The organism is Glaciibacter kafniensis (assembly GCF_039538945.1).
GTDB classification, from domain to species: Bacteria; Actinomycetota; Actinomycetes; order Actinomycetales; family Microbacteriaceae; genus Cryobacterium; species Cryobacterium kafniensis.
The window spans coordinates 1,360,735-1,376,165 of record NZ_BAABCN010000002.1; the positions used below are offsets into that span (position 1 = coordinate 1,360,735).

Sequence of the window (15,431 nt, forward strand, 5' to 3'; positions counted from 1 at the left end):
TATCTCGAATCTGAATGCTCGCGCCAACATACCGCCGGTTGCCAATCCGGGCAAGGACGCCTCTCAGAGCATCGGCACAGAGCCACCGCGGAGTCTCAAGCAGGCTGTCCGGTGCCGGCGCTCAGCGGCTTACTCCCCTGTTGAACATCTAAGCTCGAATCATGGCCAGGAAACCGAAGCCGATCGTCTCTCCAACCGGCGGCACCCCACAGGGCGGGCAGCTCCCCCCGAGCTTCGTCACGGGCATTGACCGGGTGCTGGCGGTCCACCGGCCTGTCGTGCTCGCCCATATTCGCAGCATCCGTCGCCGCAACCCCGAGGCGAGCCCCGCGGAGCTGGTTCACATTCTCGAGCGACGCTATCTCGCCGCCGTCACCACCGGTGGCGCCGCGGTCGGCGCAAGCGCGATCATTCCCGGCGTCGGCACCGGAGTCACCCTCATACTCTCCGGCGTTGAGACCGCTGGCTTTCTCGAGGCCACCGCCCTCTTCGCTCAATCGGTGAGCGAGGTGCACGGTATTGCCGTCGAGGATCCCGATCGGGCCAGGGCGCTCGTGATGACCATGATGCTCGGCCGCGAGGGGTCAGATCTGGTGCGGCAATTGGCCGGACAGGCAACGGGCAAAGGTGTGGGGCTCAATGCCTACTGGGGTGAACTCGTGGCCACCAGCATTCCACGCGCAATCGTGGGCCCGCTGACTGACCGACTGAAGAGCGCGTTCTTCCGCCAATTCGCCGCACGTGGCGGTGCCAGCTTCATCGGCAAGGCCGTGCCGTTCGGGATCGGGGCTGTGATCGGCGGCGCGGGAAACCACATCCTGGGCAAGCGGGTGGTGCATTCCTCGCGACTGGCCTTCGGGCAGACCCCTGCGTATTTCAGACCCGAGCTCGAACCGCTGGTGCGCATCGTCACGGTGCGCGACCCGGCATCCGTGCGGATCGTGCGCATAGGCCAGGGCGCTCGTGCCGCGCTGCCCCGAATGGTGCCACCGGCACTGCGCCGGGGGAAGCGGGCCGTGACCGGGCCGGAAGATCCCGCAGAATCGGCCTGACCCCTCCTAGACCGAGCCCGGCTAGACGGGATCGCCGTCCGGCTCTTCTTCGAGCTCGTCGATCTCACCGTCGGCCGCGTGGATGGCAGCGAAGCGCTCCCATTCGTCGAGCAGGTGCTGCACGGCGCCATGGAAGCGGGCTGTTGCGGCACCCGGTGTCGGATCGCCGAAATAGCGTTCGACCCAGATCGCGAGTCGGGCTTCGGCGGTCTCGTCGTGGGTGAGCTTCTCGAGAACGTTGGCGATGTTCGGGGCGTCACCGGCGAGCAACCATTCGCAGTCCGACAGGTATCCCCCGGTGTCGATCTGTGCCTCGGGCGTCGCGGGCCGAGTGATCATCAGTGGTTTTCCTGCAGCGAGACGGTCGTAGACCATCGCAGAGATGTCGACGACTGCGACATCCGCTGCCGAAAGCTGCCAGCCGAGCTCGGCGCCGGCATCGTAAATGTGTTGGGCCGAGGCATCCCGCGCATTAGCGGCAGCAATGGCTTGGATGATGCGCTTGTTCGCGACGCCGTACTCGTGATCGACGACCCCGCTGCGCGGGTGCGGGCGGTAGATGACCCGATGGCGTCCGGTCTTCAACAGTGCGGTCACCAGTGCAACACCGTGGGTGGCGATGGAGCCATAGGCCGCTGCGGCGCGGTCGCCCTCCCAGGTGGGCGCGTAGAGCACGACCTGACGCTCGTCGGGGGTGTACGGCAGCGTGCCGCTGTAGTAGTCGGCCTGCGGACGGCCGATCTTGAGGGCGCGTTTGTCGAAGTCGTAGTCCCAGAGCACTTTGTCGAGGCGGCTCAACGCCGCGTCGCCCGCAACGAAGGCATAGTCGTACGCCTTGAACTGGTTGGTGGTCATGTACATCTTGTCGCTCTCACCGTGGTTGATGAAAACGTGCCAGCGGCGCCCGTAGCGCATCATCTGAAAATTCTTGGCGTTCTGGTTGACGTAGAACACGATGCGGATGTCTTGCTCGGCGATGACCTTTTCAAGGTCTGTCACCTTGCGCACGAAGGCGACGGGAACCGGCGACTCTTCCATCAGTTTGAGGGTGCCGCCGCCGGTGCGGCTGAGCAGCAGAACGGGCCAGGTCTCAGCGAGCTTGGCGAGCGGCTTGTACCACTGACGCATCTGATAGAGATTGACCGGGCCGTCGGCGAAGTACACGGCGATCTTGAAGTGGTGAGGAGGAAGCGGCGCCTGCACGGCGAGTTTGCTGTTGAGCATTCCCTTCGCCTTGCGTGACGCCGAGACGTCCTTGACCAGTTTGATTGCCAGTCTGACGTCTCTCTGAATACCCACGTTTCAACCCTATCGATGTCACCGTGTTCACTTCGGCGAAATGTACCCCGAACGGGTGTACCGGTAGCGAATCGTTAGACGATCGGCGGCCGCCCGGCCAGGCTCATCCGCCAGATTGTGCGGGCCGATAGCGGCTTGCGCTCCCCCGGAATCTCACGCCAACCCTCGCGCCAGCCGCCGAACCAGGCCGAGAGCGCCGACCGGTTGCGGGCCCAGCGCAGAACCTGGATGCCCGTCCACGAACCGACGTAGAACGGCACGAACAGTGCAGGCAGGTTGCGGCGGGCCAACCAGACCCGGTTGCGCGCGTTGAGACGGTAATAGTCGGCGTGGCGGGTCGGCTGAATCACCGGGTGGTTGGCTTCGAGATCGCCGGCATACCATGCACGCAGGCCCTGGTCCCAGACCCGCCAGGCGAGCTCGATGCCCTCGTGCGCATAGAAGAACGGCTCGGCCCAACCGCCCGTCGCGTCGAACACGGCCCGCGGCAGCATCACCGCGCCTTCCCAGACCGAGAAGACGGCGCTGGAATGCGTGGCCTCTCCCTTGCGAATTCGGGGAATCCACCGGCGGGGCGAGGTGATTCCGCTGGGATCGACGACGCGCGGTTGCAGCAGGCCGATCGACGGGTCGTTCTTCAGCAGCGCTATCGCATCCCGCAAAAAGTGCGGGTCGGGAATGCTCGCATCGTCGTCGAGAAAAAAGAGGTATTCTCCGCTGACCTGGGCGACTCCGCGATTGCGGCCGGCCGGAATGCCGAGGTTGGTCGGCAACGCCAGCGCCGCGACACCTTCGGGAAGCCCGGTCGGCGCCCAGCCGTTTCCGACGCAGACGACGTCGAGACGGACATCCTGCTGCGCAAGAATGCTGCGGATGCCCCGCTCGAGATCGTCAGGCCGGGTGCCCTGGGTGAGCACCACGACACCGACGGTCGGCACGGCGCTGTTCGGCCCTGCGCCGGTCGCCCCCGCACCGGCCGGCCGTGGGGAGACCGGCCGGTCGGCGTCAGGAACGGACACGCTTCGATGCCATGATTGCGATGAAATGCCCGACGAGTGCCAAGAAGGCGAGCGGCACGAGCACGATGAGCACGATCCGGTCGACGAGAGGTTCGCCGAAGATCAGGCCGACAACCGCTGAGACGAAGATCACCATCGTCATCTCGACCGAGTGATAGAGACGGTGGAACGGCACGAAGCGCGCGAAGCGGCGGGCACGAGCGAGCAGGCTGGAGGTCGGAGCCTTCTCGCCGTGGGTGTCGGCCAGTTTGACGAGTCCGGCGTTGGCCCTGGCCACGTGAACCATGTCGTTGAGCGCCTTGTTCAGCACGATCAAGAGCGCGAGAAGCAGGCCGAGGGTCGTCCACAGAAAATCGGCCGGCGCATCAAACGGGTAGGCGGCAACCCGAATGCCGAAGGCGATCGGAATAAGCGCCTCGGTCGTGTAGTGACCGACCTTGTCGAGAAAGACGCCGGCTGGCGACGATGTTTTGCGCCACCGGGCGACCTCGCCGTCGCTGCAATCGACAAGCATCTGCAGCTGGCTGAGCAGCAGGGCAAGCACAGCACCCCAGATGCCGGGGATGAGCAGGGCTGCAGCGGTCGACCAGCCGACGAGGATCATCAACCCGGTGACACCATTCGCCGAAATGCGCGTCTTGAGCAGCATCCAGGTGAGATACGGCGAGAGGTCGCGCAAGTAGAGCGAGGCCGTCCAATGTTCGGCGTTCGCTCGCATCCGCACCTCTGGCGGTTGGGCGACGGCTCGAAGTTCGGCGATCGATCTGGGACGGGAATCCGCCGGAGTGCCTGGCTGCATAATTATCTTCCCGTGTGTGCCGTGATGTTGCTGGTGAGTTTCAGGTATCCGAGAACGAACCCGATACCCCAGCAAAAGTGAATGCACGGCAAGACTATGAGAAACCAGAGCGAGGAACGAAACCCGTCGGGGCGCGTGACGAGAATTGTCGCGGCGATCACGAAGACGAGGTAGATGGCGGGAATCACGAATCCGAGAAGCAGCCAAGGCGATTCGCCGAGCGCCGCTTGCACGATTCCGCCGATTCCGAGCAGCAGGCCGAGGATCGTGCCGACGACCATCACCGGCGGCACGAAATAGCGCAGGCCGTTCGAAGCCGGAAAACGACGGGCCAGTTCGCCGCGCCAGAGGCCAGTTGACAGCATCTGTCTGGCCAAGCGCGACAGGCTCGGTCGCGGGCGGTAGATCACGGTGAGGGCCGGGGTGAACCACACTGTTCCGCCGGCCTCACGCAGACGACGGTTGAGTTCCCAGTCCTGACCGCGCTTGATGCTTTCGTCGAAGAGTCCGACCTTCAAAATGCTCTCGCGACGGAAGCAGCCGAGGTAGACCGTGTCTGCCTTGCCCTCCGCTCCGCCGACGTGAAACGGAGTTCCCCCCAGCCCGACGCGCGTGCCGTAGGCCCGAGCGACGGCTTTCTGAAACGGATGCTCACCCTGGGCGTCCATGATGCCGCCGACGTTGTCGGCTCCGGTGCGTTCCAACGTCTCGACGGCGATGCGCGCATAGTTGCTCGGGAGCACCGAGTGAGCATCGACCCGAATCACGACTGGGTAGACGGAGGCGCGAATAGCGGTGTTCAGTCCGGCCGGAGTCGAGCCGATCTCATTGGGGACGACGCGGATGCGCGGATCGACCGCCGCCATTTCTTCGACGAGTTCTGTCGTACCGTCGATGCTCGGGCCGAGCGCCAGAGTCACCTCGAATGGGCCGTCGTAGTCTTGGCTCAGCAGACTGTTCACTGCGGCACGCACGTGAGTCACTTCGTTGAGCACCGGCATCACATAGGAGACGCCAATCAGCGGTTCGTCTCCGGTTCGGTGCAACTGGTCTGCCATATTTCCATTCGTCTATAAGTCGATTGAGCCTATCAGGCGCGACTTTTGAAGCCGCCGGGTGACCGCGCCGCCACCGGGTGTCCACACGCCCAAATACGGCTGCGCCGCCGGTCGAAACCGGCGGCGCAGCCGCGAGGAAGGATCAGCCGACGAGGTCGACGAGCTCGGCTAGCTTGACAGCGATCCGAGAGTCACCGAGATCGTTGTGGCCTTGCCGTCACGCACATAGGTGAGTTCTGCCTTCGACCCGGCCGCTTGAGCCCGCACCTGAGCGGTGAGGTCTGTCGCGTCGGTGATCGGCGCACCATTGAAGTTGGTGATGATGTCACCCTTCGTGAGCCCCGCTGATGCGGCAGGCCCACCATCGGTGACGCTGCTCACCAGCGCACCGACCGTTGTGCTGGTATCGACGCTGGCCGCGTCACCGACGCTGGCACCGAGCAGACCGTGAGTCGCCGTGCCGCTCGCGACCAGTTCGTCGGAGATGCGCTTGGCGAGGTCTGACGGGAGGGCGAAGCCGACGCCGATGCTTCCGGCGGCGGTAGTGGAGTTGGAGCTCGCGTTCGCGATGGCGACGTTGATTCCGATCAGCTCACCCTTGCTGTTCAGCAGGGCTCCACCGGAGTTGCCTGGATTGATCGAGGCATCCGTCTGAATGACCGGAAGCGAGATGCTGCTGCTGGCCGCGGTCGGCTGCTGAGCACCGTTGCCGTTGTCGAAGTAGTAGTCGAACGGACCGCCAGAGCCGCCGTTGTTCGGCGTGGGTGTGGTCGTGTCCGGCGAGGTCGGGGCGGCTGACGACGCAACGGTGATGCTGCGGTTCAGCGCGCTGACGATGCCGGTCGTGACCGTGCCGGACAGACCGAGCGGCGCACCGATGGCCACGGTGGAGTCGCCGACGTTGAGCTTGCTGGAGTCTGCCCACGTGATCGGGGTCAAACCTGAGGCGTTGGTGAGCTTGATCACGGCGAGGTCGGTTGTCGGGTCGGTACCGATGACCTTCGCGTCGTAGATCTTGCCATCGTGGGTGGTGACCTTGACCGTTCCGTCGGCGGAGGCGCCATCCAGTGTCACCACGTGGGTGTTGGTCAGAATGTAGCCGTCTTCGGTGAGCACGACGCCGGATCCGGTGCCGCCTTCATTCGCCGTCGTCACGTTGATCGTCACGACGCTCGGCGCGGCCTTCGCCGCGACCGCAGTCACTTCGTTGACACTCTGCGTGTTGTTCACCACGACGCTGCTGGCGCCCTGCGACTGGTTTGCCGGAACGGTGCTGCTCTGATTGCTGTTGACGAGCGCGACGACTCCGGCACCAGATGCGCCACCGAGGATGGCTCCGATGGCGAGGGCTGCGATGAGGGTCGTGGTGCCCCGGCGGCGGCCGGCGTCCTTCTTCTTCAACGGTGGAATCGGCTCGGTCGGGTACCCGTTCTCGGTGGCATACGAGGGGGCGCCGTTCGCGTCGGAAGTCCCGGCGTAGAGCGGGCGGCCGAACGCGTCAGTCGGGTAGGCGGCGGTTGCATTGGCAGACTGAGCGGCAGGGGCGGGCGGGTTGTGCTCGCCCTGCTGGGCATGCTGAGCGGATGCGACGGGTGCAGCCTGCGGAGCAGAGTGCGTCGGGTGGGCAGCTGGCGTTGCGACGTGCTGAGCTGGTGACGCCCCAACCGGTGCGACAGTGGCAATCGGTGCGGCGGCGGCGGGGACGACCGGCGCAACGGGAGCTGCGGCGGCGGGGATGACGGGGGCAACAGGAGGTGCGGCGGCGGCCGGGACGACCGGGGCTGCTGCCTCGGCGGGCGCCGGGACGACTGGCTGCTGCGGGGTTGAGGCAGCGATCGGGGCCGCGGGAACCTCAGAAGTCGGTGCGGGCGGCGTTGCCGGTGTCGGCGTCGGGGCCTGCGCGGCAGGTGCCACGGGTGCGGCCGGAACGACGGGGGCGACGGGCGTTGCAGCGACGGGCTGCGCCGCTACCGGGGTCGCTGGCTCGGCTGCGACGGGCAGAACGGCTTCGCCTGACGTGTTGACTTCGACTGCAGCAGCGTCGCTGGGGACAACTGCGTCGCCCTGCTGTTCGGGGGTGTTGCCTGATTCGTTAGTGCTGTCGGTCATGGGGTGCTCCTTCCAAGCGTTGTTAGCTTCGCCCCCGAACCTGGACGTTTTATATGCGAGGGCTGAGAGCATTCAATGGCGAAGCCGTGACCTTGCTTGGGGTTGTGCTGCACCCTGTGATTCAGCAGCCGGGGCCGCGTGAATCGGCCTGACATCCGTCGTTCACCAGTACCGTTTTGGCCTGTCCGGCGACCGCGCTGAACGGTTCCGCCGTCACCGACAGAGTACCGGCGATGGTGCGCCACCCTTGCTCGGCGAACCGATACTCCGCGGTGTAGGTGACACCGCTGACGATGACAAAGGTTGCGGATGCGGCGTAACGGTGACTTGTCGAGGTGTCCGAGAACTCGGCCAGGCTCTGCGCTGCCCACGGCGACCCACCCGAGGCGGAGCTGAGCGTCGTACCGTCTCCAAAGTTCCAGCTGTAGCTCACCGGCGTGAAACGCACCTCCGCTGGGAACCCCAGGAGCAGTCCGGAACGTACATGGATCTCGGCAGTGGCCATGAAGTTGGCGGGCAGACCGACCACCATCCAGCCGTTCGGTTCCATGCCGGTCGACGCTGTGGCCGGCGTGAAATTCACCAGGTCACTGATTCTCACCGTGAAGTTCGGATCGCACGGCGAGTTTGGAATGCAATTGACCACGTAGTCCTCGCGGTCGATTGGTGGCGGGCCGCCGACGGTTGCTGTGTTGCCACCGGGCGCGGCGTCGCCATAGTTGCTCTCGCCGGTCACATCGTCTTCGTTGCTCGTGCCGTTGGAGCCTGTGTCGACACCGGCGGAGACGTCGACGCCGCCGCCGTTGATGTCGCCGGTTGCTGGGGGTGGGTCGCACAATCCAGCCCTAATTTCGCCCTCCGTGCATTGGTCGTTTGCGGCGATAGCAGGTTCCAGCACCAGCATGCTCTGCGGCAGGAGAGCGAGCGCAAACATGCACGCTGTCAACAGAAGTTTTTTCCAGCCCATGATTCGCTCGAAGAGACGAGCAACCTTTTCGAAGTCGGATCTGACGGAAGGAATTCAACCACGATTGGGAACCGATCAGCGCGAGTTGTTGGGACGACGGACTCTCCCTTGTAATTGACGACGTCAACATCCGACACGTCGGAACACAAATACGTGCTCATGCCCGGCACTCTCGAATTCAAGTCAATCGATTGGATCCGCAGCGAGTCGAATTTGGACGTTCCGATCGATCGGTATCCACGAGTCGTGTACATGTCTGCTGTTTCAAGTTCAGATCTAAGTGCATCCCCGGTCAGGACGTCACCGAACCTGGTTGTATCGATTTCATCTGCTGCGAGCGCCTGATCAATCATTACCTGGTACGCGGCATACGCCTCCGTCGCCGCGGCGAGCGCCTCCTCGTCCGAGGCGAAGACCGGCGCTGCCGCGGTCGGTGTTTCTGACGGAACGGGAGCCGGGGCCGACGCGCATCCGCTCACCACCAACACGCTGGCGATGAGTAGCAGCCCGGCCCGGGCACGCACAACAGAAGGAGCGGTGTGACGACCCCAACTCACGGTGCGCATGCCGACACGTTAGGCCAGATTGGGCCTCGCAGGTGCAAACTTTCCACAGGTCGGACCGGATCGGCGGCAGCTCTTCGGTCGCCGCGCTTGTCGCTCGCGCAACCCGCGCCCGGCGGATGTCGTAGTTTTGAGGGCATGCAGGTTGCGAAATGACGATCACCGGCGCTTGGCAGCGCACCGCCCGTGGAGCCGGTTTGCTCGCCGCCGATGGCAGCGTGACCGCGAGCATCTTCGCTGAGATGAGTGCGCTCGCCATGCGCACCGGGTCGATCAATCTCGGCCAGGGTTTTCCCGACGAGGACGGCCCGGCCGAGGTGCTCGAAGCCGCGCGCCAGGCGATCGCCGACGGAGTGAACCAGTACCCGCCGGGACGCGGCGACCCGATTCTTCTCGACGCCATCTCCCGGCACCAACTGCGTTTCTACGGTCTCACCGTCGATCCGGCCACCGAGATCTTGGTCACCGCCGGTGCGACCGAGGCTTTGGCCGCGACGATCCTGGCGCTGCTCGAACCCGGCGACGAGGTCGTCACTTTCGAGCCGTTCTACGACGCCTATGGCGGACTGATCGCCCTGGGCGGCGGCATCCACCGCACCGTGCCGCTGCACTCCCCCGGGTTTCAACCCGAGGAGAGTGAGCTGCGGGCCGCGGTCAGCGACCGCACCCGTCTCATCCTGATCAACAACCCGCATAACCCCACTGGCACCGTCTTCAGCACGGAGACTCTCGCGCTCATCGTGGAACTCGCACACCGCCACAACGCCCTCATCGTCACCGACGAGGTCTACGAGCACCTGACTTTTGGCGTACCGCATATTCCGATCACGACACTGCCCGGTGCCGCCGAACGCACCATCACCATCTCGTCAGCCGGCAAAACGTTCAACACAACGGGCTGGAAAATCGGTTGGCTGAGCGCGCCCGCCCCGATCGTGACCGCGATTCTCGCCGTCAAACAGTTCCTCAGCTATGTCAATGGCGCGCCATTCCAACCGGCGATCGCCCGCGGGCTCGATCTGCCCGACTCCTTCTACACCGGCATCGCGACCGACCTTGCCGCCAAGCGCGATGTGCTCGCGGAGGGGCTCCGCACCGCCGGTTTTGAGATCACTGTGCCGCAGGGTTCGTATTTCATCGTGGCGGATGCGCAGAGTCTCGGTTATGCAGAGGGCGCCGAATTCTGCCGCGCCTTGCCCGAGCTCGCCGGCGTTGTCGGGGTTCCGCTGAGCGCGTTCACCTCACCGGATCACCGCCACCGCTACGCGTCACTCGTGCGCTTCGCCTACTGCAAGCGGGTTGAGGTGTTGGAGCAGGCGGCGACGCAGCTCGCGGGGCTGTCGGCGCGCTGAGGCCGCACCCGACCACGGAAAGCGATCGCCTCCGCGAAGGCTGATCAGCCCCGTAAAGGAGGAGATTCTGCGAAACGCCGCCTGAAACAGGCAGTTCAGCACGGCGAGTTGCAGAATTTCCTCCTTTACGTGCGGCAGCCCATGCTTACGTGCGGCAGCGAACGCGACGCACGGCACCCCACGCCGAGTCCGACCACGCGCGAAATTCCAGTTAGCGCGGGACGACCGCGAACCGACGCAAGGCGAGCGCAGGATTGATCGTGCGCACCGCCGCGATGCGTTCCGCCGACACCCAGGCGATGGCGATGTCGGTGATCTCACCGACGGTGGCGAGCTCGACGCCCATCGGATCGACGATCATGCTGTTGCCCACCCCGACCGGCGGCGTGTGATCCGCCGCCGCAACATAGATCGTGTTCTCCAGCGCCCGTGCCGTGACGAGCGTGCGCCAGTGATGCTCTTTGAGCGGGCCACGCACCCACTCGGCAGGAACCAACACGACGTCAGCGCCGGCATCCACCAGTCGTCGAGTGACCTCCGGAAAACGGATGTCGTAACAGGTCTGCAATCCGACCGTCAGGCCGTGAATGGTGAATGTCTCTGGTTGCTCAATCGCACCGGCGACGACCCAGGTCGATTCCCGGTCGCCGAAAGCGTCGTAGAGGTGAAGCTTGCGATAGGTGGCAAGAAGGACTCCGTCGGGCGACACCGCGACAAGCGTGTTCGAGAAGCGGGCCGGGTCGGACGTCGTCTCCAGCATTCCGGCGACGACCCAGATTCCGAGCTCACGGGCCAGGTCGGTCAGTGCGGTGACGAAACTGCCGTCGAGCGTCTGCGCCGCTGCGACAAAAGAGGGACCGATCGTCGGTTCGAAGAACGCCGAGTACTCGGGAAAGACGGCGAGAGCGGCACCGCGCGACGCCGCACGCTCGGCTAGTCGCCGCATCTCACTGAGATTCGCGGCCTCATCGGCGCCAGGTCGAAACTGACAGACGGCGATTCCGACAGACGCGGGAGCCTCAGAGGCGTGAGTTTCAACCATGTCGTCAGCCTATATCGGCGCTCCACTGGTGCGCGTCGGTGCATGTCGGTGCGCTGCACTGCACCGCGTCGCGTCGCTTGAACTTCGCGCCTCAACCCTCGACGGCCCGACGCAGAAACCGCAAGCGACAGCGGATGCCCCACGATCTGTGCGGCTTCCGCTGGCAGTCACGCAATCCCAGCGGTTTCTGCGATATCACCCGCGACTCTGACGTCCACGCACATGCCAGCACGCACACCCACACCCACACGCACACCCACACCCACACCCACGGCCAGGGACATCCCGCAACCCGCCGCATCAGCCGGTTCACCGACACCGCACCAACCGGGAGGCTGACACAATCGATCCAGTGTGAGAAAGTTGCAGCCACAGATGACCGCGGACTCCATCACGGAGCGGCGTCGTCGGTGACTGATCGGCGAACTCGGCCGCAGTAGCCCTGAAAGGTGCTGACATGAAGATCTTGGTCGTTGAAGACGATGAGCAGATGGGTTCGCTGATCGAACGCGGCCTGACCGCCGAAGGCTATGAGGTTCGTCGGGTGGCCAGCGGCATGGACGCGCTGATTGCCGTTGCCCACGAGGACTTCAATCTGGCTGCCATCGATGTGATGCTCCCCCAGATGTCGGGTTTCGAGCTGTGCCGTCGCATCCGTGAGACCGGCATCACCATGCCGGTGCTTCTGCTCACCGCTCGCGACACGGTCGAGGACCGGGTCTTCGGGCTCGACAGTGGGGCCGATGACTACCTGACCAAGCCATTCGCGTTTGCCGAACTCACCGCGCGCGTGCGCGCGCTCCTGCGTCGGCAGTCGATGGGCGCCCAGCTGACCCTCGAGCTCGGAAACGTGGTGCTCGATTCTCGCGACCTCCGGGTGAGTGTGTCTGGCCACACCGTCGCCGTGAGTCCCAAGGAGTTCGCGCTGCTGCGGCTTCTCTGCGGGCGGGCAGGCGGTGTCGTCGACAGGACCACGATTCTCGAGGAGATCTGGGACGGCACTTCGCACATCGACCCGAACATCGTCGACCAGTACATCAGCTACTTGCGACGCAAGATCGACTCAACCCTGGCCGGCATCCGGATCGTGACAGTTCGAGGCACCGGCTATAGCGTGGAGCTGACGGAATGAGACGTCTGCCCGGGCTGTCGATCCGGGCGCGAATCACTCTCGGAAGTCTGGTCGTTGCGGCAGTGCTGTTCAGCACCGCCGCCTTCTTCTTTCGCCTCGAGGTGCAGTCGATCCTCGCCGAGACCACGGCAACCCTGCTGAAGAACGATGCGGCACCGATCGTCTCCAACCTCATCGCCGAGCCGAGCGCGACGGTCGAACCGCCCGGCGAAGGCCAACTCGTCGCCGTTGTCGACCCGACCGGCCTCGTGCAGGAGTCGACCCTGCCGCTCAGCCTCGCCTCACACACCTCGATGCTGACCCAGCTGACGGGGTCGCCACATGAGATTCAAGCGGGAAACTCCAGCTACCTGGTGATGGCCACCCCGGTCGAGACGCCCGCCGGCACCTGGGTCATCGTGACCGCGCGCAATCAGGAAGCCCTCGGGCTGCTCCTCGACGAGCTCACCGGCGTCTTGATCACCGGCACGATTGTGCTCATCGTCGGGTTCGGCATTGCCTCCTGGCTGCTCACCGGCGCAGCTCTACGCCCGGTGAACCGACTCCGCGAAGAGGCCGAGAGCCTGAGCGAGGTCGGCGCATCCGCTCAGCTTCCCGTTCCGGCCGGACGCGACGAGGTGAGCCAGCTCGCCGTGACCCTCAACGCGTTCATCGAGCGGCTGCGTCGTGGCGTCGATCGTGAGAAGCAGGTGGTGTCGGATGCCAGCCACGAGTTGCGCACCCCGCTGGCGGTTCTGAAAACCCAGCTTGAATTGGCGCACCTGGATTCCGGCAACGCACCGGCACTGCTGAGAGACATCGACGAGGCATCCGTCACCGTCGACCGGCTCTCCCGGCTAGCCACGAATCTGCTCGAACTCTCGAAGCTGGAAAGTGATCAGGCACCGCCGGAGACCGATTGGAATGGGCTCGTCTCCGAAGTGACAGGTTCCGTCGATCGAGCACGGATGACCAGGGGCGTTCGCGAGCTGGAGATCGCGTTCGAAATCTCCGGTGACGATCCACACGGGCGTTACACGCTGTCGCGCACGAACATGGGTCAGCTCGTCGACAACCTGATCGCCAACTCGATGGCCGCGATCGGGGCCAGTGGAACCGTGACCGTGAGTTTGTCCAGACAGGGCGACGTCGCGGTCGTGCGCGTTGTCGACACCGGCCCCGGCATGCCCGTGGATTTTCTGCCCATCGCCTTCGACCGGTTCTCCCGTACCGACGGTTCTCGGGCCAGCGGTTCCGGGGGTTCCGGACTCGGCCTTGCCGTCGTTCACGCGATTGTCGATCGGGCCGCCGGCACGATCACGGTGGCCAACACAGGAACGGGTTTGGCCGTCGAGGCGCGTCTTCCTCGGCATCTCAGCTGAGCATCACCTGATACACGCCTGAGAGCCTTCATAGGAGGACACCCTCCGTACGCAGCCAATCGTTAACCTGCGCCCCCTAACGTCAACAACGTGACCTCCGCACTCACCCACCCCATCGAGACGCCCCGTGTGCCGCAAACCCCGGCGCAGCGGTCCGCTGGGTGGCCTGCGCGACGGCCCGCACAGCAGCCAAGGTTCACCCGTACTGCGGCGCTGCTCGGAGTGCTCGGCGCTCTGATCTCATTCGCCGGCTCGTGGAACCCTTCGTATTGGGGCGACGAAGCGGCCAGTGTCATGTCAGCCGAACGCTCGCTGCCGTCGCTGTTTCAGATGCTCGGTCATGTCGACGCTGTGCATGGCACCTACTACCTCTTTCTGCACTTCTGGATCGAGGCGTTCGGCACCTCAGAACTCGCAACCCGCCTGCCGAGTGCCCTCGCCGTCGGTCTGGCAACCATGGCCACCGCGGTACTCGCCCGACGCCTGTTCACCGCACGCGTTGCAGTCGTCGCCGCACTCGTCTTCGCTGTGCTCCCCCGCGTCACCTTCATGGGCGCTGAAGCCCGCTCGACCGCGATGGCGACGGCCTGCGCCGTCTGGCTGACAGTTCTCCTCGTGCAGACGCTGCGGATGTCCGCATCGCCGAGCACCAGCATTCGGATGCGCCGGGGCCTCTGGGCCGCATACGCCGCGCTTGGCGCACTCGGCATTTACGTGTTTCTCTATCTGGTGCTGCTCATTCCGATTCACGCCCTGGCAGTCTGGCTTTGGGCGCCGAACGAGCATCGCCGCGCACTGTGGCGCAGCTGGTTGAAGGCGACCGGCAGCGGAATCCTGCTCGCCGCCCCCGTCGTGGTCTTCGGACTGGCGCAGCACGAGCAAATCTCGTTCATCGGCACCCGGCCGCAGCCCACCCTGCTGACCGCTTTGGTCAGCCAATGGTTTGACAGTGCGCCCGTCGCCCTGGCCGCTTGGGCCTTGATCACTGTGGCCGTCGCCGTCGTCATTTTCTCCCGGCACCCGCTGCGCGGATTCGAACGCCCGGTGCGCCCGGCGCTCGTGGTCATGCTCGCTTGGATCGTCGTTCCTACCGCGGCGCTGTTGATCGGCACCTTTCTAGTCGCCCCCATGTATATCCAGCGCTATCTCTCGTTTTGCACTCCTGCGGTCGCGATCGTGATCGCCGTCGGCATCGTCTGCCTCGGGCAACGCTGGCTGCAGGCCGGGGCGCTGCTCCTGCTCGTCGCACTGGTGGCGCCGGACTACCTCTCCCAGCGCACGAGTTTCGCAAAAGACGGCGGCAGCGACTGGCGGCAGACGGCCGCAGTGGTCGCAGCCAACGCGCATCCAGGCGACGCGGTAATCTTCGATGACAGTACGCGGCCGTCACGCCTCCCCCGACTGGCGCTCCGGCTCTATCCGGCGGCGTTCACCGGACTCCAGGATGTGACGCTCGCCACGTCGTTCCAGCAGACCGCAGGTCTCTGGGACGTGACGGTGCCACTCGCATCCGTCACCGAGAAAGTGGCGAGCACCCGCACCGCCTGGATCCTGGAAAACGTCGGCAGCACCGAAGCTGTCGCCGCAACCGACGTGCACGAACTCGAAAACCTGGGCTTCGTTCCGGCCCTGACCGAAACCGTGAATCGCACTACAATTATCGAAATGACGAGGTAGC

General features: G+C 64.9%; 13 protein-coding genes. 5 read left to right on the forward strand and 8 right to left on the reverse strand.

All coding sequences use genetic code 11. The annotated features are described in order from the left end of the window. The first annotated feature begins 161 nt into the window (after positions 1–161). Positions 162–1,052, forward strand: a complete 891-nt coding sequence (locus ABD791_RS06915) for a hypothetical protein (protein WP_345063799.1) — start codon at positions 162–164, stop codon at positions 1,050–1,052. Positions 1,053–1,073: 21 nt separating this feature from the next. Here the strand turns inward: ABD791_RS06915 and ABD791_RS06920 are convergent, their stop codons facing one another. The 7 genes from ABD791_RS06920 to ABD791_RS06950 all read right to left on the reverse strand — a co-directional run bounded on the left by ABD791_RS06920 (position 1,074) and on the right by ABD791_RS06950 (position 8,869). Beyond that, positions 1,074–2,351 (reverse strand): CDP-glycerol glycerophosphotransferase family protein, encoded by a 1,278-nt coding sequence (locus ABD791_RS06920; RefSeq protein WP_345063802.1) that lies wholly within the window; start codon positions 2,349–2,351, stop codon positions 1,074–1,076. Positions 2,352–2,425: 74 nt separating this feature from the next. Next, positions 2,426–3,289: a glycosyltransferase family 2 protein gene (locus tag ABD791_RS06925; protein WP_345064557.1), complete on the reverse strand. Its 864-nt coding sequence runs from the start codon at positions 3,287–3,289 to the stop codon at positions 2,426–2,428. A 67-nt stretch (positions 3,290–3,356) separates the two neighbouring features. After that, positions 3,357–4,169, reverse strand: coding sequence for a CDP-alcohol phosphatidyltransferase family protein (locus ABD791_RS06930; protein WP_345063805.1), 813 nt, complete (start codon positions 4,167–4,169; stop codon positions 3,357–3,359). A gap of 2 nt (positions 4,170–4,171) precedes the next feature. After that, positions 4,172–5,227 (reverse strand): glycosyltransferase family 2 protein, encoded by a 1,056-nt coding sequence (locus ABD791_RS06935; protein WP_345063808.1) that lies wholly within the window; start codon positions 5,225–5,227, stop codon positions 4,172–4,174. Positions 5,228–5,395: 168 nt separating this feature from the next. Further along, the gene (locus tag ABD791_RS06940; RefSeq protein WP_425562239.1) at positions 5,396–6,964 is read right to left on the reverse strand and encodes a S1C family serine protease; all 1,569 of its coding nucleotides are present in this window, start codon (positions 6,962–6,964) and stop codon (positions 5,396–5,398) included. A 493-nt stretch (positions 6,965–7,457) separates the two neighbouring features. Continuing rightward, the gene (locus tag ABD791_RS06945) at positions 7,458–8,270 is read right to left on the reverse strand and encodes a hypothetical protein (RefSeq protein WP_345063813.1); all 813 of its coding nucleotides are present in this window, start codon (positions 8,268–8,270) and stop codon (positions 7,458–7,460) included. A gap of 8 nt (positions 8,271–8,278) precedes the next feature. Further along, the gene (locus ABD791_RS06950; protein WP_345063816.1) at positions 8,279–8,869 is read right to left on the reverse strand and encodes a hypothetical protein; all 591 of its coding nucleotides are present in this window, start codon (positions 8,867–8,869) and stop codon (positions 8,279–8,281) included. A gap of 149 nt (positions 8,870–9,018) precedes the next feature. Between ABD791_RS06950 and ABD791_RS06955 the strand changes: the two genes are divergently transcribed. Beyond that, a complete protein-coding gene (locus tag ABD791_RS06955) occupies positions 9,019–10,218 on the forward strand; it encodes an aminotransferase class I/II-fold pyridoxal phosphate-dependent enzyme (protein WP_345063818.1) in 1,200 nt (399 codons plus the stop codon). A gap of 211 nt (positions 10,219–10,429) precedes the next feature. Here the strand turns inward: ABD791_RS06955 and ABD791_RS06960 are convergent, their stop codons facing one another. Further along, on the reverse strand, positions 10,430–11,260 hold the full coding sequence (locus ABD791_RS06960) for a carbon-nitrogen hydrolase family protein (RefSeq protein ID WP_345063821.1): 831 nt from the start codon (positions 11,258–11,260) through the stop codon (positions 10,430–10,432). 457 nt (positions 11,261–11,717) lie between these two features. Here ABD791_RS06960 and ABD791_RS06965 point away from each other — a divergent pair, with 457 nt between their 5' ends. From ABD791_RS06965 to ABD791_RS06975, 3 genes are all read left to right on the forward strand, one after another. Further along, complete coding sequence (locus ABD791_RS06965) at positions 11,718–12,392, forward strand: response regulator transcription factor (RefSeq protein WP_345063824.1); 675 nt, start codon at positions 11,718–11,720, stop codon at positions 12,390–12,392. After that, on the forward strand, positions 12,389–13,753 hold the full coding sequence (locus ABD791_RS06970; RefSeq protein WP_345063826.1) for a sensor histidine kinase: 1,365 nt from the start codon (positions 12,389–12,391) through the stop codon (positions 13,751–13,753). The genes ABD791_RS06965 and ABD791_RS06970 overlap by 4 nt, the downstream gene beginning before the upstream one ends. 90 nt (positions 13,754–13,843) lie before the next feature. Then, on the forward strand, positions 13,844–15,430 hold the full coding sequence (locus ABD791_RS06975; protein WP_345063828.1) for a glycosyltransferase family 39 protein: 1,587 nt from the start codon (positions 13,844–13,846) through the stop codon (positions 15,428–15,430). The last annotated feature ends 1 nt before the right edge of the window (position 15,431 follow it).

Bases quoted from the DNA above. Each gene is read 5' to 3' on its own strand.
- ABD791_RS06915 (WP_345063799.1), top strand. From the start codon at position 162: ATGGCCAGGAAACCGAAGCCGATCGTCTCTCCAACCGGCGGCACCCCA.
- ABD791_RS06930 (WP_345063805.1), bottom strand. From the start codon at position 4,169: ATGCAGCCAGGCACTCCGGCGGATTCCCGTCCCAGATCGATCGCCGAA.
- ABD791_RS06935 (WP_345063808.1), bottom strand. From the start codon at position 5,227: ATGGCAGACCAGTTGCACCGAACCGGAGACGAACCGCTGATTGGCGTC.
- ABD791_RS06945 (WP_345063813.1), bottom strand. From the start codon at position 8,270: ATGTTTGCGCTCGCTCTCCTGCCGCAGAGCATGCTGGTGCTGGAACCT.
- ABD791_RS06950 (WP_345063816.1), bottom strand. From the start codon at position 8,869: ATGCGCACCGTGAGTTGGGGTCGTCACACCGCTCCTTCTGTTGTGCGT.
- ABD791_RS06955 (WP_345063818.1), top strand. From the start codon at position 9,019: ATGACGATCACCGGCGCTTGGCAGCGCACCGCCCGTGGAGCCGGTTTG.
- ABD791_RS06960 (WP_345063821.1), bottom strand. From the start codon at position 11,260: ATGGTTGAAACTCACGCCTCTGAGGCTCCCGCGTCTGTCGGAATCGCC.
- ABD791_RS06965 (WP_345063824.1), top strand. From the start codon at position 11,718: ATGAAGATCTTGGTCGTTGAAGACGATGAGCAGATGGGTTCGCTGATC.
- ABD791_RS06970 (WP_345063826.1), top strand. From the start codon at position 12,389: ATGAGACGTCTGCCCGGGCTGTCGATCCGGGCGCGAATCACTCTCGGA.